18 protein-coding genes and 1 tRNA gene are annotated in these 20,887 nt (G+C 59.8%); 13 read left to right on the top strand and 6 right to left on the bottom strand.

Annotated features, from left to right (window positions below; all coding sequences use genetic code 11):
- Entirely contained in the window at positions 1-888 is an 888-nt protein-coding gene (argB, locus tag ACZ9BX_RS13310; protein WP_007529633.1) for an acetylglutamate kinase, read from the bottom strand.
- Positions 889-1,033: 145 nt separating this feature from the next.
- On the opposite strand from argB, the gene ACZ9BX_RS13305 reads away from it, so the two are divergent.
- From ACZ9BX_RS13305 to ACZ9BX_RS13295, 3 genes are all read left to right on the top strand, one after another.
- Entirely contained in the window at positions 1,034-1,573 is a 540-nt protein-coding gene (locus ACZ9BX_RS13305; RefSeq protein ID WP_027510775.1) for a sigma-70 family RNA polymerase sigma factor, read from the top strand.
- Positions 1,570-2,289 carry an anti-sigma factor gene (locus tag ACZ9BX_RS13300; RefSeq protein ID WP_476218462.1) on the top strand — a complete coding sequence of 240 codons (720 nt, stop codon included), beginning with the start codon at positions 1,570-1,572 and terminating at the stop codon, positions 2,287-2,289. Before ACZ9BX_RS13305 ends, ACZ9BX_RS13300 begins: the two co-directional genes overlap by 4 nt.
- A 110-nt stretch (positions 2,290-2,399) precedes the next feature.
- Positions 2,400-2,957, top strand: a complete 558-nt coding sequence (locus ACZ9BX_RS13295; protein ID WP_476218461.1) for a fasciclin domain-containing protein — start codon at positions 2,400-2,402, stop codon at positions 2,955-2,957.
- 51 nt (positions 2,958-3,008) lie between these two features.
- Here ACZ9BX_RS13295 and yihA read toward each other — a convergent pair whose 3' ends face one another.
- The 4 genes from yihA to rpmH form a co-directional block, all read right to left on the bottom strand.
- Positions 3,009-3,665, bottom strand: coding sequence for a ribosome biogenesis GTP-binding protein YihA/YsxC (gene yihA, locus ACZ9BX_RS13290; protein WP_476218460.1), 657 nt, complete (start codon positions 3,663-3,665; stop codon positions 3,009-3,011).
- 127 nt (positions 3,666-3,792) lie between these two features.
- Positions 3,793-5,586 (bottom strand): membrane protein insertase YidC, encoded by a 1,794-nt coding sequence (yidC, locus tag ACZ9BX_RS13285; RefSeq protein ID WP_086996978.1) that lies wholly within the window; start codon positions 5,584-5,586, stop codon positions 3,793-3,795.
- Positions 5,586-5,984: a ribonuclease P protein component gene (rnpA, locus tag ACZ9BX_RS13280; protein ID WP_476218459.1), complete on the bottom strand. Its 399-nt coding sequence runs from the start codon at positions 5,982-5,984 to the stop codon at positions 5,586-5,588. Before rnpA ends, yidC begins: the two co-directional genes overlap by 1 nt.
- Before the next feature lie 20 nt (positions 5,985-6,004).
- Positions 6,005-6,139 carry a 50S ribosomal protein L34 gene (gene rpmH / locus ACZ9BX_RS13275; RefSeq protein WP_016552555.1) on the bottom strand — a complete coding sequence of 45 codons (135 nt, stop codon included), beginning with the start codon at positions 6,137-6,139 and terminating at the stop codon, positions 6,005-6,007.
- Positions 6,140-6,592: 453 nt separating this feature from the next.
- Here rpmH and ACZ9BX_RS13270 point away from each other — a divergent pair, with 453 nt between their 5' ends.
- The 5 genes from ACZ9BX_RS13270 to ACZ9BX_RS13250 all read left to right on the top strand — a co-directional run bounded on the left by ACZ9BX_RS13270 (position 6,593) and on the right by ACZ9BX_RS13250 (position 14,905).
- The gene (locus ACZ9BX_RS13270) at positions 6,593-8,590 is read left to right on the top strand and encodes a methyl-accepting chemotaxis protein (protein ID WP_476218458.1); all 1,998 of its coding nucleotides are present in this window, start codon (positions 6,593-6,595) and stop codon (positions 8,588-8,590) included.
- A gap of 144 nt (positions 8,591-8,734) precedes the next feature.
- Positions 8,735-10,237 carry an ATP-binding protein gene (locus ACZ9BX_RS13265; RefSeq protein ID WP_476218457.1) on the top strand — a complete coding sequence of 501 codons (1,503 nt, stop codon included), beginning with the start codon at positions 8,735-8,737 and terminating at the stop codon, positions 10,235-10,237.
- A gap of 121 nt (positions 10,238-10,358) precedes the next feature.
- Positions 10,359-10,435: transfer RNA gene (locus ACZ9BX_RS13260), tRNA-Arg, on the top strand.
- Between the two features lie 492 nt (positions 10,436-10,927).
- Positions 10,928-12,817 carry an adenylate/guanylate cyclase domain-containing protein gene (locus ACZ9BX_RS13255; RefSeq protein WP_476218455.1) on the top strand — a complete coding sequence of 630 codons (1,890 nt, stop codon included), beginning with the start codon at positions 10,928-10,930 and terminating at the stop codon, positions 12,815-12,817.
- A 549-nt stretch (positions 12,818-13,366) separates the two neighbouring features.
- Positions 13,367-14,905, top strand: coding sequence for a Fic family protein (locus tag ACZ9BX_RS13250; protein WP_476218453.1), 1,539 nt, complete (start codon positions 13,367-13,369; stop codon positions 14,903-14,905).
- 391 nt (positions 14,906-15,296) lie between these two features.
- Here the strand turns inward: ACZ9BX_RS13250 and ACZ9BX_RS13245 are convergent, their stop codons facing one another.
- The gene (locus tag ACZ9BX_RS13245) at positions 15,297-15,767 is read right to left on the bottom strand and encodes an aminoacyl-tRNA deacylase (RefSeq protein WP_476218451.1); all 471 of its coding nucleotides are present in this window, start codon (positions 15,765-15,767) and stop codon (positions 15,297-15,299) included.
- A gap of 213 nt (positions 15,768-15,980) precedes the next feature.
- Here ACZ9BX_RS13245 and ACZ9BX_RS13240 point away from each other — a divergent pair, with 213 nt between their 5' ends.
- The 5 genes from ACZ9BX_RS13240 (at position 15,981) to ACZ9BX_RS13220 (ending at position 20,878) form a co-directional block, all read left to right on the top strand.
- On the top strand, positions 15,981-16,295 hold the full coding sequence (locus ACZ9BX_RS13240; RefSeq protein WP_476218449.1) for a hypothetical protein: 315 nt from the start codon (positions 15,981-15,983) through the stop codon (positions 16,293-16,295).
- A 246-nt stretch (positions 16,296-16,541) separates the two neighbouring features.
- Complete coding sequence (locus ACZ9BX_RS13235; RefSeq protein WP_476218447.1) at positions 16,542-17,204, top strand: class I SAM-dependent methyltransferase; 663 nt, start codon at positions 16,542-16,544, stop codon at positions 17,202-17,204.
- Between the two features lie 15 nt (positions 17,205-17,219).
- On the top strand, positions 17,220-17,855 hold the full coding sequence (locus tag ACZ9BX_RS13230; RefSeq protein ID WP_132560324.1) for a TetR family transcriptional regulator: 636 nt from the start codon (positions 17,220-17,222) through the stop codon (positions 17,853-17,855).
- A 438-nt stretch (positions 17,856-18,293) separates the two neighbouring features.
- Positions 18,294-19,547: an alpha/beta hydrolase gene (locus ACZ9BX_RS13225; RefSeq protein WP_476220000.1), complete on the top strand. Its 1,254-nt coding sequence runs from the start codon at positions 18,294-18,296 to the stop codon at positions 19,545-19,547.
- An 80-nt stretch (positions 19,548-19,627) separates the two neighbouring features.
- A complete protein-coding gene (locus ACZ9BX_RS13220; protein ID WP_476218444.1) occupies positions 19,628-20,878 on the top strand; it encodes an NAD(P)/FAD-dependent oxidoreductase in 1,251 nt (416 codons plus the stop codon).
- The last annotated feature ends 9 nt before the right edge of the window (positions 20,879-20,887 follow it).

Here is a 20,887-nt window from a genome sequence, read left to right as displayed (position 1 = left end):
TTACGGAACGATCAGCGTTCCGGCGCCGTGCTCGGTGAAGATTTCGAGCAGCACGGAATGGGCCGTCTTGCCGTTCAGGATGACGACGCCCTGGACGCCGGCCTTGATCGCGTCGATGCAGGTTTCGACCTTCGGGATCATGCCGCCGGAAATCGTGCCGTCGGCGATCAGCGCGTGCGCCTGAGCAACGGAGAGTTCTTTGATCAGATTTCCCTGCTTGTCGAGCACGCCGGGAACGTCCGTCAGGAAGAGCAGGCGCGTGGCGTTCAGCGCCCCGGCGATAGCGCCTGCGAAAGTGTCGGCATTGATGTTGTAGGTCGCACCGTCGCGGCCGGGGGCGACCGGGGCGATGACCGGGATCATCTCCGAGCGGGCGAGCAGGTCGAGCAGCGTGCGGTCGACTTCGACCACTTCGCCGACGAAGCCGAGGTCAAGCACGCGCTCGATATTCGAATCCGGATCCTTGACCTTTTTCTGCGCCTTTTCGGCAAAGACCATGTTGCCGTCCTTGCCGCAAAGCCCGATCGCCCATTCGCCCGTCTGGTTGATGAGCGCCACGATCTCCTTGTTGATGGAGCCGGCAAGCACCATCTCGACGATCTCGACCGTCTTGGCATCGGTGACGCGAAGACCGCCTTCGAACTTCGACTCGATGCCCATCTTCGTCAGCATCGCGCCGATCTGCGGACCGCCGCCATGGACGACGATCGGGTTGACGCCGGACTGCTTCAAAAGCGCGATGTCGCTGGCGAAAGCCTTGCCGAGTTCGGGATTGCCCATGGCATGGCCGCCGTATTTGACGACGATCGTCTTATTCTCGTAGCGCTGCATGAAAGGCAGCGCCTGTGCGAGAAGGCGTGCTTGGGTTTCGCTTTCGGACTGGTTCATGGCATACCCCGCAGAATGGATCGCGGCCTTTTATCTCAAGTTTTTGACAGATGGAATAATGCCCGGCGCATTAGTTGCTGTGCCTCTTGTCAATTTGAGCCGTCGCCCTTTATTGGCATCGTGTCAAAGATAGATGGGCCGCGGCATGACGAGCGATGAAATCGCGCAATTGATAGGCCGCATCGCCATGGCCGACCGGAGGGCTTTTGCCGATCTTTACAAGGAGACGAGCCCGAAACTTTTCTCCATATGCCTGCGTATCCTGAACGATCGCGTTGAAGCCGAGGAGGCCCTGCAGGAGGTCTATGTAAAGATCTGGCAGCGCTCCGGCGCCTTCGTCGCGACTCAGGGCGCGCCGTCTTCCTGGCTTGCAGCGATTGCCCGCAACCAGGCGATCGATGCGATGCGGGCGCGAAAGCCTGTCGCCGACGAGTTGAACAGTGAATACGATCTTCCCGATCCCGGCCTCGACCCGGAAAAGCAGGCTGTGCTGTCCGATGAAGGAAGGCGGATTGACACCTGCATGGAAGAGTTGGAAGCTGATCGGGCGCAGGCGGTGAAGAGAGCCTATGTCGAAGGACTGAGCTACCAGGAACTTGCCGATCAGTTTGGCGTTCCGCTGAACACCATGCGGACATGGCTGCGGCGCAGCCTTTTGAAGCTGAGAGAGTGCATGGAGCGATGACATCGCCGGATCAAAGCAAGGGAGGCCGCTCCCGTGATGAAGTGCTCGCCGGCGAGTACGTGCTTGGTGTTCTTTCGTTTCAGGATCGCCGTGTGGTCGAGGAGCGCATGCGCAGGGACCGCCAGTTTGCCGCGATCGTCAGCCGCTGGGAAACGAACCTCTCTGCTTTCAACGATGAGTATGAGGTAGCCGCGACCCCGGACCGGGAAACCTTCAAGCAGATCGAGGCGCGCCTTTTCGGCGAGCCGGAGCTTTCGCGGTCCTTCTCGCGGGGCCTTTGGAATTCCGCTGTCTTCTGGCGCTCGCTGACCTTCGCCTCGCTGGTCGTCGCAATCGGCGCAATCATCTTCGCCTCCGGCGTTGTTCCGCCGAATGGTTCGTCGTCGCTGGTCGCCGAATTGTCGTCCGCCGACAGCCAAGTCAATCTGCTTGCCTCCTACCACGCCGAAAGCGGCCGCCTCCGCCTTGTTCCTGTCGCGGCCGGCGGCACAGAGAAAAAATCGCTGGAGCTCTGGCTGGTTCCCGGAAGCGGAGCTCCCAGGTCGCTCGGTATTTTCCAGCCGGGTGAAAATGGTGAGCTTATCATCCCCGCTGATCTGCGCGGCAATATTGCCGAAGGCGTGACGCTCGCCGTCAGCCTTGAGCCTTTTGGCGGCTCGACGACCGGTGCACCGACGGGACCAGTTGTCGCCAGCGGCACCACGCATCGCCGCTAGACAAAATCGTCTCCTCTGAAACTCTTCCTGCATCGCCCCGTACATCTCGGTGTCCGGGCGGGCCGAGGCATTCCGCACGCGAACCGGCGCCGGACGTGAGGAGAACGATCATGATGAAGTCTGCTTTGCGCAACATCGCGCTTGCCACTGCCATATCCGCAACCGCCTTCGCTGCGCAGGCCAAGAACCCCATGGTAGGTGGCGCTCCGATGTACCCGACGAAGAACATCATCGAAAATGCTGTCAACTCGGAGGACCACACCACCCTAGTCGCCGCGGTTAAAGCTGGCGGGCTCGTCGGCACGCTCGAAGGCAAAGGCCCGTTCACGGTCTTCGCACCGACCAACGAGGCTTTCGCCGCCCTGCCGAAGGGCACGGTCGAGGCGCTTCTGAAGCCGGAAAACAAGGCCGCGCTCGTCAAGGTGCTGACCTGTCACGTGGTCGCTGCCGATGCGATGGCGAAGACCGTCGCCAAAATGATCAAGGACGATGGCGGCGAACACGACATCAAGACGGTGGGCGGCTGCGTGCTGAAGGCCAAGGAGAGCATGGGCAAGATCACGCTGACCGATGAAATGGGAGGCACGGCACATGTGACGATCGCCGATGTCAAGCAGTCGAACGGCGTTATCCATGTCGTTGACAAGGTGCTTCTGCCTAAGACGTGATTGGACTGGGATTGCAGGACGAAGGAGGGAGGCGCCTCGGGGGCGCCTCCTTCATTTCCAGTAGGAAATCTCAACTGTATCCGCAATCGCCTGGCGCAACTCGTCCAATCCCTCGCTCTTCTCTGAGGAGGTTGCGATGACGAGCGGGAAGGCCGCCGGACGCTTTTTGATCTTCTCGGTGGTGTCCGTAAGCAGCTTGGCGACCGCGGGCGGTTTAATCTTGTCGGTCTTGGTCAGTACGATCTGGTAGGAAACGGCGGCTTTGTCGAGCAGGCTCAGAACGTCTTCGTCGTTCTTCTTGATGCCATGGCGGCTGTCGATCAGCACGTAGACGCGCTTCAGCGTTGCCCGGCCGCGCAGATAATCGAACACAAGTTTCGTCCAGGCATCGACCTGATCCTTCGGCGCCTGCGCATAGCCGTAGCCCGGCATATCGACGAGCGCCATCGGTGGCAGGTCGCCGCCTTCGCCGGAATAACCGTCCGGCACGAAGTAGTTCAGCTCCTGCGTCCGGCCCGGCGTATTCGAGGTACGCGCCAGCCCCTTATGCCCGACAAGCGCATTGATGAGTGACGACTTGCCGACATTCGAGCGTCCGGCAAATGCCACTTCCAGTGGCCCTTCCGGCGGCAGGAACTTCATGGAAGGCACGCCGCGGATGAAGATCCATGGGCGCCCGAAGAGTGGCTTTTCGTTCTTTTGCGTCATTCCGCTTTTCCAGCGTCCTAATTCATTGCGTGTATGGCATTCAGGTTTCGGGCGATTTTGTCAACCGATGCACTCGGTGCGCTCTTTTGCCGAAAAGAAAAAGCCCCGCCGAAGCGAGGCTTTTCATTCATTTCGATGGCGCCGGTTTTCGCCGGAACAAGCCCTTGAGATTGTCGAAGAGCTCGATCTTCACGCCGTGGCGGCGCATGATGACCCCTTGCTGCATAACGGAGAGCGTATTGTTCCAGGCCCAGTAAATGACGAGGCCGGCCGGGAAGCTTGCCAGCATGAAGGTAAAGACCAGCGGCATCCAGTTGAAGATCATCGCCTGTGTCGGGTCGGGCGGCGTCGGGTTCATGCGCATCTGCACGAACATCGTCACACCCATGATGAGTGGCCATATCCCGAGATGCAGGAGGGCGGGCGCTTCGAAGGGGAGCAGGCCGAAGAGGTTGACGATCGTGGTCGGATCGGGAGCCGAGAGATCCTGAATCCAGCCGAAGAACGGCGCATGCCGCATTTCGATCGTGATGTAGATGACCTTGTAGAGCGCGAAGAAGACCGGAATCTGCAACGCGATCGGCCAGCAGCCGGCAATCGGATTGATCTTCTCTTCCTTGTAGAGTTGCATCATCGCCTGCTGCAGGCCCATGCGGTCGTCGCCGAACTTGGCTTTGAGCTCCTCCATCTTCGGCTGCACGCGCTTCATGTTCGCCATCGAGGCGTACTGCTTGCTGGCAAGCGGGAAGAATAGGCCCTTGACGACAATCGTCGTCATTAGGATCGCGACGCCGAAGTTGCCGAAGTAGCGGAAGAAGAAATCCATCAGCTTGAACATCGGCTTGGTAATGAAATAGAACCAGCCCCAGTCGATCAGGCGGTCGAAACGCGGGATCTGATAGGAGGCCTCGTAACCGTCGATGACCGGAACTTCCTTGGCGCCGGCGAAGACGAGGTTCTTGAGTTCAATGGACTGTCCGGGGGCAACCGTTACGGCGTCTTCCTTGTAGTCAGCCTGATAGCGTGGTTGGCCGTCGGTGAAATGCGAGAAGCGCGCTTCATAAGCCGATTTCTGCGGCGGGACGATCGTCGCGGCCCAGTACTTGTCGGTCATGCCAAGCCAGCCGCCGGTGGACTTGGCGGGCGTGACGGCTTCCTCCTCGACAGCAGAGTACTTGCTCTCGACCAGGCCGTCGCCGATGACGCCGATAAAGCCCTCATGCAGGACGTAAACGGAGGGCGTCGTCGGTTTGTTGTAGCGGGTAACGCGGCCGTAGGAGGAAATGGAGGCCGGAGCGCTGCCGCTGTTCGTCACCTTGTCCGTGACGGTGAACATGTAGCGGTCGTCGACTGAAATCGTCCGCGCAAAGGTCAGGCCCCTGTCGTTGGTATAGGTCAGCGTCACCGGCGACTTGTCGGTGAGCTTGGCGCCTTCCGGCGCCGTCCAAATGGTCGACGCGCCGGGAACCGCGCCGGTCTGGTCGCTACCGATATAGCCGAGTTCGGTGAAGTAGCCATCCTTGGTATCGGCCGGCGAGAAAAGCGTAATGATCGGGCTGCTCTTGTCGACGGTCTCGTGATAGCCCTTAAGCTTCAGGTCGTCGAGGCGGGCACCCGCCAGGTTGATGGAGCCTGCGAGCGCTTCCGTGTCGATCACAACACGCGGCGCCTTGGCAAGCGCTTCCTCGCGCGTTGCGGTCGCAGCCGCCTGGCCGGTCGGCGCGGCGCCGCTTGTTTGCTGCTGTGCGGGCTGGCCGCCTGCGGCAGGGGCCTGCGTCTGTTCGGTCTGCTGCTGCGCTTTCTGGGCTTCCTGCGCCTTGCGCTGAGCCTCGATCCGCGGATTCATGTAAAGAAACTGCCAGCCGAGAACGATCAGCACCGAAAGAGCGATCGCAATGAAATAATTGCGGTTGTTTTGCATCATACGTTCCTGGGGCGTCCGTCGGAGGATCGCCTGTGTTTCGGCTTGTTTTCGACGCGTGCCTTAAGCTCCGCGCTCAATTCTTTGAAGGACGCCGTGAGGCAGTCTCTTCGCGCGACAACCACATAGTCGTGTCCGGGCTGCATTGCAAACCCCGCATGAAGCCGCACCGCCTCTTTGAGGCGGCGGCGCATGCGGTTCCGTTCAACTGCGTTGCCATGTTTCTTGGTGACGGTGAAGCCGACGCGGGCTTCGGTCTCGGGCTCGTTCCGGTCGAAAACCTCAAGCAGGAAGAGGCCACCCCTGCGCTTTTCGCCGTTGCGGACAGCAAGAAATTGCGGGCGGCTTTTCAGCCGCCCTGCAATATTTTTTTCAGTGGTCGTCATTTCGCCCGCCATCTTTAACCGGGCAATCGGCCTTAGGCCGAAAGACGCTTGCGGCCACGCGCGCGGCGGGCAACGATGACCTTGCGGCCGCCCTTGGTGGCCATACGCGCACGGAAACCGTGGCGGCGCTTGCGGACAAGCTTCGATGGTTGGTAGGTACGCTTCATTTATTTAAACACCGCGGAGTGCGGCCCTTCTTGAATTTGCATATATTGCAAGGAGCGTTGTTTTTCGAACGGGCGAGGCCAAAGACCAAAGTGACCGAACGTGCGGCGGCTTATACGGATGAAGCCCCAAGAAGTCAATTATCGCCCGGTGATTCATCAGTCGGCCGTTTGACACTGCGAAAATTCGCATCGTGGTATTAACGATTACGCTCAATGCATCGAAAGGTTGAATTTTGCTGGTTCCGTGCTAACGGACATGCGATCTGCGATTTTTTTCTCAAGTCCATGCCATTTTTGCGAAGAAAGCCGTCGATGTCCGAATAATATGGGTAATTTTTTGTAGTACTAAATCATCGCATTCGAAATGTAACATTAAGAAATTTAGCCGATCTTCATCCTATCGGCTGGGAATTTGCTTTCCAGACTGTCGTTAGTCCCTCAGGAGGCATTCCTTTGAAAATCCGCGGCAAGATCAATTTGCTCGTTTCCGTTATGGCAGCTGTCGCCCTTATTATCGGCGCGACCGCCCTCGTTGCCATGAACGAGTACAACAATAAATTCAGCGCGTATAAGAGTGCCTCACAGCGCGCCTATGCTGGCGAGCGGCTCAACCGCTTCGTGACTGCGACGGTTATGGAATCCCGCGGTATCTACGCGGCGAAGGAAATCAAGGATACCGGTAACTTCGCCAAGGGCCTGACGGCCGATCTCGATGAGATCGACAAGGTCATCGCCGGATGGGCGCCGCTGGTTCCCGAAAGCCAGAAGGAAAGCTTTGGAAAGCTCGTCGAACGCGCCAAAGAGTTTCGCACTTTCCGCACCGAGACGGCCCGCCTCGGCACCGAAGTCGGTCCGGCAGCTGCGAACACCCAAGGCAACAACGAGGCAAACCGTGCGAACCGAAAGGCCTTCCAGGCCGAGATCGATTCGATCGTAAAGACCGACAAGGCCGAGCTGCAGGCTGTCGATGCCGAGATCGAAGCTTTCCGTGCGTCGCTGTTCTGGCTCGTGCTCGCCATTGCTGGCGTTGGTATTTCGACAGGCGTCGGCATGGGCTTCTACATCGGCACCAATCATCTCAGCCGTCCGATCAAGCGCGTCACCGCCGCGATCAACGAAGTCGCCAACGGCAATTTCGAGGCGGAAGTGCCTTATGCCGGGCGCAACGACGAAATCGGCCAGATGGCAGCCGCCGTCGCCGTCTTCAAGGAAAACGGCCTTGCCATCAAGCGTCTGAATGCGCAGGAAACGGCCATGCGCGCCAAGAGCGATGACCTGCAGTCCAGCATGTCCGTGGTGGTCGCTTCCGCAGCTGCTGGTGATTTCAGCCGCCGTATCGAGAAGGACTATGAGGACGAGAATCTCAATCAGTTCGCAGGCAATATCAATACATTGCTTTCGAGCGTCGATGCCGGCGTCGGCGAAACCCGCCGCGTCATTGCAAGTCTTGCGGATGGCGATCTGATGCAGACCATGCGCGGCGACTTCCAGGGTGTCTTCGCCGAGTTGCAGCAGAACGTCAACAACACGTTCCAGACGCTGCAGACGACCATGCGCGAGATCCGCGAGACCACCGAAGCGATCAATGGCAACACCAACGAGCTCCGCGTTGCCAGCGATGACCTCTCCAGGCGCACGGAGCAACAGGCGGCAGCCCTCGAGCAGACCTCCGCAGCCCTCGATGAGATCACGGCCGTCGTGCAGAACTCGACGGAACGGGCGCAGGAGGCCAGCATCATGGTCTCGGAAGCGAAGGACAATGCCGGCCGCTCCGGCGTCGTCGTCCGTAACGCAGTCGATGCCATGGGCCGCATCGAGCAGGCATCGCGCGAGATCAGCCAGATCATCAACGTGATTGACGAGATCGCTTTCCAGACCAACCTTCTAGCACTGAATGCGGGTGTCGAAGCGGCACGTGCCGGGGACGCAGGCAAGGGCTTCGCCGTCGTCGCGCAGGAAGTTCGCGAACTTGCCCAGCGCTCGGCAACGGCAGCAAAGGATATCAAGGCGCTCATCACCAAATCCGGCGATGAAGTTCATGTCGGCGTGAAGCTGGTGCAGGCGACGGGCGAGGCGCTTGGCGAGATCGAAACCCGTGTTATTGCGATCAACGATCACATTCACTCGATCGCCACCGCCGCCAAGGAGCAGTCGACCGGCCTCAAGGAGGTCAACACCGCGATAAACCAGATGGACCAGGTGACGCAGCAGAATGCAGCGATGGTCGAGGAAACCTCGGCTGCGACGCACAAGCTCTCCGCAGAAGCCGACGGCCTCGTCAATCTTATCGCCCGCTTCAGGATATCGAATGCGGCTGCTATGCCGGTCGCCGTTGCCCGCCGCGAAGAACATCGTCCGGTCGCCTCGCCGGCGCGCCGGGTAATGAATACCGTCTCGCGGGCCTTCAACGGCAACGCGGCGGTCGCCGGCCAGAACTGGGAAGAGTTCTGAGTATCTTCGACAGTCGGAAAACGCCGCCTCCGGGCGGCGTTTTCTTTTGTAACGGCATGCCGTTGTTCGCGAAGATTTGAAAGCGCAGTTCGATCGGGTATTATAAAGGGTGAGTGTCAGGCGCTTCCGCCGATCGGAATGACAATGCCGGAGCAACACCAAGGCGAAAATTCGAACGTCGATAGTGCGATGGACAGCGTGAATGGCCGTCCGGCGGGCGCGTTCGGCGGCCTGTCGGGCAAACTGCTCTGGCTGACCGTCCTCTTTATCATGCTCGCCGAAGTGCTGGTGTTCTTCCCGTCCATCGCGACAATGCGCATCCGCTGGCTGGAGGACAAGCTGAACACGGCTGCCGCCGCCGCCATCGTCATCGATGGTCTGCAGCCCGTCGAACTGCCGCGCGCTTTGCAGAAGGAGACATTGGCGGCGACCGGCACGAAGGCGATCGTTCTTCGCAAGGAAGGCACCTCCCGGCTTCTCGCGATGAGCAGCATGCCGACATCCGTCGATGAGCAATACGACCTGACCAAAACCACGCCGATCAGTTCCATGGGAGACGCGCTGGACACGCTGCTTTTTGGCGGCAACCGCATCATCCGCGTTTACGGTCCGGTCGGCGAGACGAACATGGGCGTCGAAGTGCTGATGAAGGAAAAGCCCTTGCGCACGGCGATGCTCGTCTACGCGCGCAATGTTCTGCTTCTCTCCGTGCTGATCTCGCTCTTTACCGCGACGCTGATCTTCTTCGTCATCAACCGCATCCTGATCCGCCCGATCCGCAGGCTGACCGGCAGTATGCAGCAATTTTCAGCCGATCCGGAAAACCCGCAGCATGTCTTCGTGGGCGACGGCGGGCGCGATGAACTGGCGGTCGCGGGACGGCATCTGACGGCGATGCAAATGGAGCTGCAAAAGACGCTGAAGCAACAGAAGAATCTCGCGGCACTCGGCCTTGCGGTCTCCAAGATCAATCACGACATGCGCAACATCCTCGCCTCGGCGCAGCTGATGTCTGACCGTCTCGTGGATGTCGATGACCCGATGGTAAAGAGCTTTGCACCAAAGCTGCTGCGCACGATCGATCGCGCAGTCGGCTATACGACGGAAGTGCTCTCCTTCGGGCAGGCAAGCGAATCGGCGCCGCGCCGCCGGCGCGTCAGGCTCTACGATTTGACGCAGGAGGTGCGCGATATGCTGGCGATCGATCCGCATAGCGGCGTGGAGTTTGCCGAGCAAATGCCGCCGGACATAGAAATTGACGCCGATAGCGAGCAGATCTTCCGCGTGATCCACAATCTCTGCCGCAATGCGTTGCAGGCGCTGACCGGCGAAACGGCTTCCGACGGCGTCAAACGCATCACGGTGTCGGCACAGCGGGTCGGCAGCGTCGTCAGCATCATCGTTGATGATACCGGGCCAGGCATGCCGGTGAAGGCCCGGCAGAATCTGTTTGCGGCCTTCCGTGGTTCGGCGCGCAGCGGCGGCACGGGTCTTGGCCTGACAATCGCGCGCGAACTGGTCCTTGCGCATGGCGGCACGATCGCTCTCGTCGAAAAACCAACGGCCGGCACGCAGTTCCGCATCGAGATCCCCGACCGGCCGGTTTCGCTGGAGGACTATCGTTCGCGCACCCAGGCGGAAAAGTGATGCAAATTCCGCAACTCAGCCATCCGCAACCAAAGTCATGATTTTTTTCGAATTGCTATTGCATTCGCCCAAAGGACGCTTTAGAGGATCGCCCACGCAAGCGGCACGGCCGCTTTGGCACGCACCCGTAGCTCAGCTGGATAGAGCACCAGACTACGAATCTGGGGGTCGGGCGTTCGAATCGCTCCGGGTGCGCCATTTTTCCCTAAGGCTTCCATAAACGCCGTTCCTGGCATTCCCGGCACGTTCCCGGATTGTGTTTCCGAAGCGTTCTTGCCGCCTCGATGCGCGACACGAAGCTCGGCGACATGACGCGTCTTTTCGAGCGTCTTTAAACCTTTCATAAACAGCGCTTTTACACAGTCTGGACCCGAGTCGGTCATTCCGGGAGGCCAGCTCGAATGTCTCGAAACTTGCGGAAATGGACTAAGGCTAAGGCTAGGCCATGCGCCGCTTCGCCACCCACACCGGTCCGTGGGGCTGCGTTCGACGACGATCCTCACATTGCAAGCGACTTGCAGGAGGCACACGAACAATCGGGCTCACATGGGCATTCCACACCGGGGGGACTGCCTGCGGCGTTCAGTAGAAGTGTTGGATGAAGCGCGGGTTCCCCTGAAGCGCTGTTGAGGTCGGTCGTTTCATTTAAGTGCGACCAGTCCTATAATCCGGTGAAGTTAGGCCGAACCAATGGACCGCAAGCTTTCCGCCATCCTCGCTGCTGATGTCGTGGGCTATTCCGCGCTGATGGAACGCGACGAGGCTGGCACATTCGAGCGCCTTCGTGCCGGACGCAAGGAACTGTTTGAGCCGGAGATTGCCCGCCATCACGGCCAGATTTTCAAGCTTATGGGCGACGGGATGCTCGCCGAATTTGGCAGCGTGGTGGACGCCGTGGAGTGCGCCGTCTCGCTGCAGCGCGGGCTGGCGGAACGGAATGCAGCCGTTCCCGAGGACCAGCGGATCCGGGTCAGGATCGGGATCAATCTCGGCGAGGTGATCGTCGACGGCGAGGACCGATACGGCGAGGGCGTCAATGTCGCTGCCAGGCTTCAGCAGTTGGCAGACCCGGGCGGCATCTGCGTCTCGGGAAAGGTCGCCAGGGAGGTTGAGAAGAAGCTGGCTTTCGGCTTCGAGCCGATGGGCGACCAGAAGGTGAAGAATATCGCCGAACCGGTGCAGGCCTTCCGCGTTATCCTTGAGGGACAAGTCCCACGCCAACCAGCGCGGTCATGGCCTCCGCGCTGGGTTTGGGCAGCAGCAGCCGTGCCAGTCCTTATTCTGGTTTTGGCCGGGACGGCCTGGCAATTCTGGCCGACTGCGACATTAGGCGGCAAACCGTCGGTAGCGGTGCTGCCGTTCGACAACTATGGCGGCGACGAGGCGACCGGACGCCTCGCCGATGGCCTCACTGAGGACATAATCACCGATCTGGCGGGGTTCCCTGAATTCCAGGTGATCGCCCGTAACTCGACTGAAAAATACCGGGACCAACCAGCCGTGCCGAGTGAAGTGGGTAAGGCGCTTGGCGCAGGATTTGTGGTCGAGGGTTCCATCCAGCGTCAGCCTGACCGCGTCAGAATTACGGCGCAGCTCATCGACGCCAAAACGGGCAAACACATTTGGTCGCAGCGCTGGGACCGGCCGGACGAGGACTTGTTCGCAATCCAGATCGAAATTTCCGAGCAGATTTCGAACCGCCTCGGCGGCGGCGCAGGTTTGGTCCAGGAGGCGGGCCGCATCACCGCCCACCGAAAGCCGCCCGAGAATCTCAATGCCTACGAATTTTATCTGCTCGGCACCGAGAAACTCGAGCAAGTCAATCAGGCGGATGTCGAGGAGGCCGTCAAGCTGCTCACCCGCGCGGTCGAATTGGACCCCGGCCTTGCCCGCGCCTGGGTCGAACTTAGCCATTCCCATGTTATCTTGGCCGGTTTTGGGGTTGAACCCAACAAGAACCGGGCTCTTTCTGCCGAGGCAGCCGAGCGCGCCGTCCGGCTCGATCCGAGCGATGCAGAGGCACATGTCGTCTACGCGAGCACTTTGGGTGACAAAGGAGAATTGGAACGCGCCAAGGCAGAGTTCGATACCGCACTGCGCCTCGCTCCCGGCCAGTTCGAAGTTCTGACTTTCTACATCGATTGGGCCTCGACCTTCGGCGAGCCTGAGCGCGGCGCGCAACTGGTCGACAAGGCGGTCAGTCTCAACCCCGGTTTCCCGATGTGGAGTGCCAGGATTTTCACTCACGCCTACTTCATGGCGGGCCGGTATGAGGATGCCCTGCGGATGCTGGACCGCTTGACGCCGGAAAACTATGGAAGGAAACACTGGGTGATGCGTTCTGGCGCGCTTGCGGCTGTTGGCCGAACTGAAGAGGCGAAGGTCTCAGTAACGGACGCACTCAGGCGGTTTCCCAATTTGACCGTCGAGGGACTTGTCAATCAGCCCGGATTCAATGAAGCGGAGCGCCAGCGGTTGATCGAAACCATGCGGCTCGCCGGCTTTGCGGACTGCGCCAAGGCAGAAGAGCTCGCGAAGATAAAGAAGCCGCTGCGCCTTCCGGAGTGTGCGTCGCCGTAATCGCGTTGAATGGCGGCCACGAATGACAAACGTCTCGAAGGGTCCGAGACGGACCTTCGTTTCACTGACCGCGAGAAAGGCGCAAAGCCGACCTTCCGTTCCGAGGATGTTCTCAGAAATCAATAGGCGCAGCAATGACATAGCGGTGCCCAGTTTCATCTCGTCCGGCGCGCCATTTTTCCCTTTAAATACTTCAGATTAGCGCGGCTGCCTTTGAACAGGGAGCACCTTGGTGATCGCTGACAAGCCACTGTAAGCACAGCAACGATGAAGGTTTTCTTGTTGGGTACGTTCCTCCTTCGCTGAACTGCGGAGCGTCAAACCCTTCGCTCGCATCCCTGTCATGCCGGCTTCAAGCCAAGCACGCAATTTCCCCGAATCCTGCACTTTGACAATGCACATTATCATATATGTAACAGAGTGTTAGCATGATATACGTGCGAATGCGCAGCAGAAAAAACTTGTTATCGCACTGCAGAATTGACTTGCGCTGATCCAGCATCATATACTTGTGATCGCACGACATAGAAAACTTGCAAAGACACGGACATGGCCGCCCCACACGAGAAGCTCGCAGACTCACTGGATACTCTAAAAGCGCTGCAGAGCGGGGGGCGCCGCGTGTTCCGTTCAGCGGAGATAGGGCGGGTGCATCGTGAGCGCCTCCTTCAAAACGGCTTCCTGCGCGAAGTCATAAAAGGATGGCTTGTTTCCACGGGCCCCCAGGCCCAGGTGGGCGACACCACCCCCTGGTATGCATCGTTCTGGGAGTTTTGCGCGCTTTACTGCCGCGAGAGGTTTGGCAACGAGTGGCATTTCTCGCCCGAGCAATCACTCTCGCTTCATGCGGAAGCGACAGCCATCCCGCCGCAGGTCATCGTCTACAGTCCCAAAGGCACGAACAACAACCTGCAGCTTCTCTTTGGAACGTCGCTTTACGACCTCCGGCAAAAACAAATGCCGCCGGCCGATGACCTCGTTGAAAAAGACGGGCTACGCCTGGTTGTGTCCGACGCTGCCCTCGTGAGGGTGCCCGAAGCGTTTTTCCAGCGCGCGCCGATTGAAGCGCAGACGGCCCTCGCCGCCGTCAGAGATGTTTCCGGCATCCTAGAGCGTTTGCTGGACGGCGGGCATTCAGCCGTCGCCGGACGCCTCGCCGGCGCATTCCGGCGCGCCGGACGGCCCCAGTTCGCCGACGAAATTACCAAGACGATGAAAGGCGCAGGCTACGACGTGCGCGAAGCCGACCCTTTCACACCGCAGGAGCGTGTACCGGCAATCACCGTCGGCGCGCCGCCGATTGTCGGCCGCCTGCAGGCGATCTGGGAAAGCACACGCCAAGCCGTTACTGACACGTTTCCGGCGGCGCCCGGCCTGCCGTCTGACAGGAATTCCTACCTGAAATTTGTCGACGACATATATCAGAGCGACGCTTATCATTCCCTGTCGATTGAGGGCTACAGCGTCACGCCCGACCTCATAGACCGCGTCCGGCAAGGCAACTGGAATCCGGCTGTTGATGAAGAGGACCGCAAGAACCGCGACGCCTTGGCCGCGCGCGGTTACTGGCAGGCCTTTCAGCAGGTAAAAGAATCGGTCGCTTCCATCATTGGCGGCGCGCCGCCCGGTGCGCTCGTTCGCAAAACACATCGTGGCTGGTATCGTGAGTTGTTCCAGCCATCGGTCGCCGCGGGCATCCTGCGTGCGGGCGCGCTCGCCGGCTATCGCAATCACCCGGTTTATCTGCGCGGCTCCCGTCACGTGCCGTCGCGGTGGGAGGTTGTGCCGGAAGGCATGTCCGCGCTCTTTGATTTACTCGAGCAGGAGACGGAGCCGAGTGTGCGCGCCGTGCTCGGTCACTGGCTCGTCGGATACGTCCATCCTTACCCTGATGGAAACGGGCGCATAGCCCGCTTCCTCATGAACTCCATGCTGGCTTCAGGGGGCTATCCATGGACAGTTGTTCGTGTCGATGACCGGGCCCGCTATCTGGCAGCGCTGGAGAGCGCGAGCGTGGATATGGACATTCGCCCGTTCGCCGCGTTTCTCGCCGAGCGCGTGCAGTGGTCCATGGAGAAGGCGGCATGAGGGCGGTGGTGTTTAACCTACTTGTCTCCGGCAACGGCGAGTGGTGGGAAACGCCGCCGTTCAAGGCGGCATAGCCAACAGGAATGGCGGCTTCGAGCAGAGGGCGCCCGTGAAAAGCGGTTACAGCCTCTGACGATGGCTTCCGTTGCTCAGGTTCCATGAATTTGGATACCAATCTATGAGAAACGTGTCTAACGAGTAGACAATTAGCATCATCACCCGGTGGCGCGCGCCATTCTTCTCAATCTGCAAATTTAAAGACCGCCACGTAAAGCGCCGCTTCTGATACGCTCTCTGGCACAAGGCCGTATGGGATCGGTCATGGGCTGGGCTACCGCCACATCATGAATCCGTCGGCCGCCACAAGGCGCGCAGCCCAGGATCGTGACATCTACGGCAAGTGGCTGAAGCGGGCGATTTGCGCATCCTTCATCAGGCTGCGAAAAGCAGGCCCACTGACATGCACGAGTGTCTTGTGGTCGCCACCTTCGAAATAGACGTCGCTGGCGTCGCCGAGGCTTTCGTCGAGGATCACTGGCACATCGTAAGCGGGTCCGATGGGCGGTACTGCGCCAACGTCGCAATCCGAAAAAAGCGAGCTGACCTCCTCCTCCGAGGCGAGACCAAGACGCCTGTTCATCAGATCCTGCAATGTGGAGAGCTCGATCCGGTGTGTGCTCGGAACAACGGCTAGGACGTACCCCATTTCGTGATGTACGACCACGGATTTGGCCAGCCTGCCGCCCGGAATATGCGCGGCTTGCGCCGACTGGCTGGTTGTTGCTGTGCGGTGATGAGCGACGGTGTCGTAAGCGATACCCTCACCGGCGATATAGTCCTGAAGTTTTCCTGCGATCGTCATCGTAGGCACTCCTTATGTTGCGTGGGACGCATAGAAGGACATTTTCCTCTCATCATCCGGGAAGTCAACGGCGAATGGGCAGCCGCAAATGTAAGTGGTTGGGAGACCATCCTGTTACGGTCATCGATCTCCTTCGCTTAGCTTCGCGCAATCTTGCGCCTGTATCTGCGTTCTGCGCCGCGATGGTGCGGAGCGGGCGCATTGGAGAGAATTATGAAGGCGAGAACCCTGGTTGTGATTTCGATAGCGCCGATCGCGGCCGTTCTTGCCGGATGCGCCACCTATGCCGACAAGCCGGTTCTCTATCCCGTCGGCAGCCCGGTCAATCCGCCATTCGTTGCCCACGTCATGTGCATCGGCGAAGCCAATGCGATGTATGGCGAAGCAATGCAGCAATACAAACTGCGCGCTCAGATGACTGGCGATTACCATGGCGCCGAAGCGGAAGCGCTCTCACGCGGCGCTGCGCGCAGACAGTATGATGCCTGCGCTTCGTCCGAAGGCTATCGCGCGGTCTACGATCGATAAGGCAGCCTAAGCACGCTCTCGTTGACGTTAGGTGAAACTGCTGGCCGGTGTGGCAGTTATGCATTGCACTAAGTGCAAAAATGCAATAGATATAAAACTGCAATAATTGAAGGATAGATCCCATTCAATTGGGATGAAAGACTGGACGTGCGCTGCGCCGGGCCAGTGACGCCTTGGAATTGCCAATCTGAAGGCGATGGCGGCGGGATAATCACATTGCATTTCAAAAAAAGTGGGCTAATCAACATGACCGCAGACATTATATGCTCCGATTTCCTGCGTTTCTTCCGCTCATGGGTAAGCAATCCACTCCGCGTCGCCGCGATCGCTCCCTCTGGGGTTTCGCTCGCCAAGCTGATGACGAAGGAGATCGCCGCGCTTGACGGGCCGATCATCGAACTGGGGCCTGGCACGGGTGTTTTCACACGCGCGCTGCTCGCCCGAGGCGTCAGAGAGGCGGATTTGACGCTGATCGAATACGGGCCTGAATTCATCAGCAACCTTAAAGCACGCTTTCCGTACTCTCGCGTCCTGCAGATGGACGCGGGTCAATTGGCTCACGCCGACATCTTCGAAGGGGAGCCGGTGGGGGCGGTGATCAGCGGTCTGCCGCTGCTTTCGATGTCGCCACGCAAAATCACGGCCATCCTTGCCGGTGCTTTCACCTACATGCGGCCCGGCGGTGCGTTTTATCAGTTCACTTATGGGCCGCGCTGCCCCGTGCCGCGTCCGATCCTCGACCGCATGGGGCTCAAGGCAACGCATATCGGCGGCACGATGCGTAACCTGCCGCCTGCTGCAGTCTACAGAATTTCGCGCCGCAAGCCGCTTGAGCTCTCGCGGGAGCGCTTCAAATATCATCGCAGGGAAGAGGAAATCGGCGCGGCCGCCAAAGCGACTGACGGCTGAGGCAACCGAACGCAGATGACTGAATTGAAAAAAGCCGGCGCGATGGAAGGCCGCCGCGAACGCAAGCGGCGGCAGACGCGCGAGCGCATCGAGCAGGCGGCAATGACGCTGTTCCTCGAACGCGGGTTCGATGCCACGACGATCGAGGACATCACCGAATCCGCCGACGTATCGAAGCGCAGCTTTTTCGATTATTTCCCCTCCAAGGAAGAGGTCGTCTTCGCCTGGCAGGATTCCTTTGCCGGCCATCTGATGGCTGCCATCGCCGCAAGGCCGAAGAGCGAGCCGCCCCTGAAGGTCGTTGAAGAAGCGATCGTGGAGACCGTCGTCGCTTCTGCCAATGAACGCGGTCTCGCCCTTGGCGAACTCATCCGTCGCACGCCGGTGCTAAAAGCGCGCGATCAGATGAAGTATGCAAAACTTGAGCAGAAGCTGACGGAAGCACTGATCGCAAGAGGCGGCCAAGGGAAGGAAGTCCGGGCACGCATGCGCCTCCTCTCGGCGGTCGTCATCGGAGCCTTGCGCGTCGGCGGCGAACGCTGGCAGGAACGTCCGTCAGAAGGCCCGTTCGAGGCCTTTGCCAGAGAGCTTTTTGCGGATCTTTGGAAGATGCTGGCGGATTTTGGCGATGAGGCGAAAAATCGGCGTTAGGCTATCGCGCTCTGTCGGAATGATTTTTTGACCAGCTGATCAAAATTGCTACAAAATGAGGCGTCTTCGCAAATTTTGGCGTCGAGCCATGCGAAGGACGCATTGCTGCATTGCGGTAATAACCCTGTTCTCGATCAAATCGATTAGGTATTAATAGCTTCGTAAGCAGCGCACTCCTCCTCCCAGCGCTCTTACGCAGACTGGTAACACTCCTCCTCCCAGTTGCCAGTCAGGATCAAGAGCCCGGTGCACCTCCTCCCGCGCCGGGCTCTTTTCTATTTCAGCCCTGGAAAATCAGTTGCCCATCTACGCGATGGCCATCCAGCCGTTGCCTTATTTGACTCTCGTCGCGCCCACGGCTTATTTGAGCAGCAGCAGCCGTAGTGCGTTCAGCCAGGCGTCGATGTTGGAGTAGGGATGTTTGACGGATCGGGGGCCATGCAGAAGACGCTTGCGAGCTTGACGCTCGCTGCCTTCCTGTTATCGGCCTGCGGCGGACGGCACATCGGCGTGATGACGCCTGTGGGGTCGGTGCAGCCGGGCACCTCGAAAGTCGATCTTCTTGTCGCAACCACGCGCGCACGGGACAACGACCCCGCCGTCCTTTTTTCCGGCGAGCGCGGCACCGGCCTGATGGTCAATGCGGTCAACGTTTCGATACCGCCGGATGCCAATCGCAAGATCGGTCAGGTGCAATGGCCGAAGCGCCTGCCGGCAAATTCGCTCCGCGATTTCGTCACCGTGTCGGTCGATCCGCTGGAAGGCGAACGGGCAGGAGAGGTCTGGTTGAAGAGCCATATGCCGAAGAGCCGCCGTGTGCTGGTTTTCGTCCATGGCTTCAACAATCTCTACGAGGATTCTGTCTACCGCTTCGCGCAGATCGTTCACGATTCGCATGCGGACGTGGCGCCGGTCGTCTTCACCTGGCCGTCGCGCGGCAGCATCTTCGACTACAACTACGACAAGGAAAGCACGAATTATTCCCGCGATGCTCTGGAAGAGCTTCTGCGCCGCACCGCCCAGAATCCGGCAGTCAGCGATATCACGATCATGGCCCATTCGATGGGCACCTGGCTGACGGTCGAGGCGCTGCGCCAGATGGCGATCCGGGATGGGCACGTCGCAAGCAAGATCAACAACGTCATCCTTGCCTCCCCCGATCTCGACGTCGATGTCTTCGGCCGGCAGTTCGTGAGCCTCGGCGAGGACAGGCCGCACTTCACCATCTTCGTTTCGCGGGACGACCGCGCGCTGGCGCTTTCGCGCCGCATTTCCGGCAATGTCGATCGCCTCGGCCAGATCGATCCTTCGGCGGAGCCCTATCGCAGCAAGCTCGAGGCGGCGGGCATTACCGTCCTTGATCTCACCAAGCTCAAGGGTGGCGACCGGCTGAACCACGGCAAATTCGCTGAAAGCCCGGAAGTGGTGAAGCTGATCGGAGACCGGCTGATCGCCGGCCAGACGATTACGGACTCGCAGGTCGGTCTCGGCGAAGCGGTCGGGGCGGTCGCAATGGGCGCCGCGCAAACGGTCGGAAGTGCGGCCAGCGTTGCCGTCAGCACGCCGATTGCGATCTTCGATCCGCGCACGCGCCGCAACTATGATGCCCAGCTAAAGCGCTTCGGCCAGTCGATGGAAAATACCGCGGGCTCTGTCGGCGATACTGTCGGCGCCGGTTTGCCGACACAATAAAATTCCTCATAGGCATTCATTCCATTCTGATATATCACAGGAAATCGTGGCGCTGAAGCCTTGCCTTGATGGATGATGATATGGCGAATGAGAGGAAGCAGACCGTCGCCGTTGTCGGCGCAGGCGTAATTGGGGCGTCGATTGCTTTCGAACTGCAGCGGCGCGGATTTCAGGTGACGTTGATCGACAAGGGCGAACCGGGTCGTGGCACGTCCTACGGGAACATGGCGAGCATCGCGCTCGATTTTGCGGCGGGTTCCGGTCCGGCGACGTGGAAGAAGATTCCCGGCTGGCTGATGGACCCCCAGGGCCCAGTTTGGGTGCGGCCGTCTTACGCTCCCAAAATGCTGCCTTGGTTCCTGCGCTTCATTGCTGCCGGCCGTCCGTCCCGGTTGCGCGAGATCGAAGATGCGGGCATGAGTCTGACCCGCCAAGCGCCTGGCGATTTCCGAACCATGCTTTCTGCAATCGGCGCGCCGGAACTCATGACGGAGGAGGGTTGCCTCGCCATCTATGAAACGGAAGCTGAATTCGCCGCCGACCGCGACCATATCGAGATGATGCAGCGCTACGGCTTCGATTTCGAGGTCCTGAACGGCGGCGCGATCCGCCACTACGAGCCGGAGCTTTCGCCTTCGATCGCCATGGCCGTGCTTTTGCCGGACAATAGATCGATCCGTGATCCCTACCAATTGGTAGTCAAGCTTGCGGATGCCGCTCAGGCGGCGGGCGCGCGCTTCGTGCCGGGTACCGTGCGCAATATCGAACGCAGGCCGGCGGGCGATGCTGTCGTACTGTTCGAAGGCGGTGGTCGCATCGAGGTCGACTCGGTGGTACTGGCAGCCGGCGTGCACACGCGCGATCTTGCCGCAAAGCTTGGCGAGCCGATCCCGCTGGAGACGGAGCGCGGCTATCACACGCAGATCATGAAGCCCGGCATCTCGATGCGCTATTCGATTATCTGGCCGCATCGCGCTTTCATGGTCACGCCGACGGCCGGCGGCATTCGCGTCGGCGGCAACGTCGAACTGGCGGGTCTCGACGCGCCGCCGGATTTCCGCCGCCCGTGGGTGCTCGTGCGCCATGCGCAACGCGCGCTGCCGGGTTTGACGATCGAAGAGACGACCGAGTGGATGGGTCATCGCCCGGCACTGCCGGATACGATCCCGATTATCTCGCCTTCATCGAAGATGCCGGGCGTCTGGTATGCAACCGGCCACGGCCATCTCGGCCTGACGCTTTCGGCGACGACAGCGCGGCTGATCGCCGATATGGTGATGGGCGTCAAACCCACGGTCGACATAATCCCCTTCCGCATAAACCGATATTAGGAGGAACCA

It is taken from the genome of Rhizobium sp. USDA 3886, from assembly GCF_056279785.1.
The sequence above is the reverse complement of the archived record's forward strand: the minus strand, read 5'-3'. Positions and strand labels throughout refer to the sequence as shown.

Excerpts from the sequence above, each read along its gene's own strand:
- argB (WP_007529633.1), bottom strand. The coding sequence starts at position 888 with ATGAACCAGTCCGAAAGCGAAACCCAAGCACGCCTTCTCGCACAGGCG.
- ACZ9BX_RS13305 (WP_027510775.1), top strand. The coding sequence starts at position 1,034 with ATGACGAGCGATGAAATCGCGCAATTGATAGGCCGCATCGCCATGGCC.
- ACZ9BX_RS13300 (WP_476218462.1), top strand. The coding sequence starts at position 1,570 with ATGACATCGCCGGATCAAAGCAAGGGAGGCCGCTCCCGTGATGAAGTG.
- ACZ9BX_RS13295 (WP_476218461.1), top strand. The coding sequence starts at position 2,400 with ATGATGAAGTCTGCTTTGCGCAACATCGCGCTTGCCACTGCCATATCC.
- yihA (WP_476218460.1), bottom strand. The coding sequence starts at position 3,665 with ATGACGCAAAAGAACGAAAAGCCACTCTTCGGGCGCCCATGGATCTTC.
- yidC (WP_086996978.1), bottom strand. The coding sequence starts at position 5,586 with ATGCAAAACAACCGCAATTATTTCATTGCGATCGCTCTTTCGGTGCTG.
- rnpA (WP_476218459.1), bottom strand. The coding sequence starts at position 5,984 with ATGGCGGGCGAAATGACGACCACTGAAAAAAATATTGCAGGGCGGCTG.
- rpmH (WP_016552555.1), bottom strand. The coding sequence starts at position 6,139 with ATGAAGCGTACCTACCAACCATCGAAGCTTGTCCGCAAGCGCCGCCAC.
- ACZ9BX_RS13265 (WP_476218457.1), top strand. The coding sequence starts at position 8,735 with ATGCCGGAGCAACACCAAGGCGAAAATTCGAACGTCGATAGTGCGATG.
- ACZ9BX_RS13255 (WP_476218455.1), top strand. The coding sequence starts at position 10,928 with ATGGACCGCAAGCTTTCCGCCATCCTCGCTGCTGATGTCGTGGGCTAT.
- ACZ9BX_RS13250 (WP_476218453.1), top strand. The coding sequence starts at position 13,367 with ATGGCCGCCCCACACGAGAAGCTCGCAGACTCACTGGATACTCTAAAA.
- ACZ9BX_RS13245 (WP_476218451.1), bottom strand. The coding sequence starts at position 15,767 with ATGACGATCGCAGGAAAACTTCAGGACTATATCGCCGGTGAGGGTATC.
- ACZ9BX_RS13240 (WP_476218449.1), top strand. The coding sequence starts at position 15,981 with ATGAAGGCGAGAACCCTGGTTGTGATTTCGATAGCGCCGATCGCGGCC.
- ACZ9BX_RS13235 (WP_476218447.1), top strand. The coding sequence starts at position 16,542 with ATGACCGCAGACATTATATGCTCCGATTTCCTGCGTTTCTTCCGCTCA.
- ACZ9BX_RS13230 (WP_132560324.1), top strand. The coding sequence starts at position 17,220 with ATGACTGAATTGAAAAAAGCCGGCGCGATGGAAGGCCGCCGCGAACGC.
- ACZ9BX_RS13225 (WP_476220000.1), top strand. The coding sequence starts at position 18,294 with ATGCAGAAGACGCTTGCGAGCTTGACGCTCGCTGCCTTCCTGTTATCG.
- ACZ9BX_RS13220 (WP_476218444.1), top strand. The coding sequence starts at position 19,628 with ATGGCGAATGAGAGGAAGCAGACCGTCGCCGTTGTCGGCGCAGGCGTA.